Annotated in this window: 2 protein-coding genes; one reads left to right on the top strand and one right to left on the bottom strand. The window is 44.1% G+C overall.

All coding sequences use genetic code 11. The features are described 5' to 3' along the window. Positions 1–513, top strand: a 513-nt coding sequence (locus DBR18_RS10530; RefSeq protein WP_218277854.1) for a hypothetical protein, incomplete at its 5' end; no start/stop codon positions are given. Between the two features lie 378 nt (positions 514–891). On the opposite strand, the gene DBR18_RS28095 is transcribed toward DBR18_RS10530, so the two are convergent. Further along, the coding region (locus tag DBR18_RS28095; RefSeq protein WP_218277853.1) for a hypothetical protein at positions 892–1257 on the bottom strand (366 nt) is incomplete at its 5' end.

Raw genomic sequence — 1257 nt, 5'->3', positions numbered from 1 at the left:
GCGGAAGCGCTGCGAGGGCACATCATGCACTGCGCAGATGCTGTGCATCACGTGAGCACCCCCAGCAAATGGTCAATGAAGGACGACAAAAAAGGCGATACGCTCACACTCAACCTTGATATATTTTCGCTCAATGAAAGACTTCGAGAGAACTCATCCTTCAAGAAAGGCATCCTAAATGAGTTTGGAGAAAAAATTGACCTCAAGAAAATTTCGCGGAAATACATGGGATGTATAAGCGAACTTCAAGTTGAAATCAGAAAACTTATCAGTGAGTCAGTCAACAACTCACGGCATCTCATTCAGCAATTCACCGAACAATACGCAGAGATTAATGATGGAGATGCGTTTGGTTTAGCAGCTTATTCTGTAGCCGCTATTGACGCAGGAGCTAAGCCGTTGTCAATCTCACTTGAATGGGATGACATCCGAATCAAGCTAGAGGAAAAGAACAAGTCGATTTCAAACATGGACAAACGTTGCATTACTAATGCAATCACAGAAGTTAAATAGCTGGTGTCTCTACCCGACCAATATGGCTGTTGGCAAAAGTCGTGGCCGGATTGGTCAATCGCCTATTTCAGCCTGGCTTTAAGTAAAGCAAAGCCGAGGTTCTATGGATGGAACTGCGTCAACATGGCGAATTCACTGACGATTTGTTTGCCCAGTCTCAACCGCAAGCCGCAGAAAAAATCTTGAGGGTCTTAGACGAAATCAGCCAACGATGGAGTCGGGGAACGCTACTCACCTGTAGCGTTCCATCAACACCGGTTAGGGGTATGCGATGGGAAATTATGAGACGGAGCTACATTATCAAAATGGACGAAATTTGGATTATAAAAGCAACTAACCTGGTCCCGCAAAGGGACCAGAAAGCTAGCGCACCTTCAATTACGGCCGAGTTGCCAACTTATCCACACCTAGCAAAATTCGAACTGGCAAAGTTTGCCAACCGAACTTTGGAAATCTATTTCCCGCATCAATCGATAAAGTATCAATTTTAGATTTATCCGCACAAATGAGCATTTTCACTCTATCAAAATATCTGACAGAGCTTGCTCTAGCGAACAACTCAAAAGTTGTCGGATGATATCCAACATACACGGCCGTATCAGGAAACCAAGGATATACAACATCTTCATCAAGAGCATCTCTATTAATTATCGCTCTGATAAACAAAAGGACGTCTGCTTGAAGAAGATCATCAAATGATACTCCCGCGACTCCTGCACGCTCATTGATCATGGTAGCAGCTAG

Source organism: Pseudomonas sp. HMWF021 (assembly GCF_003061005.1).
Lineage (GTDB): Bacteria > Pseudomonadota > Gammaproteobacteria > Pseudomonadales > Pseudomonadaceae > Aquipseudomonas.
This window is presented reverse-complemented; position numbering and strand designations above follow the sequence as displayed.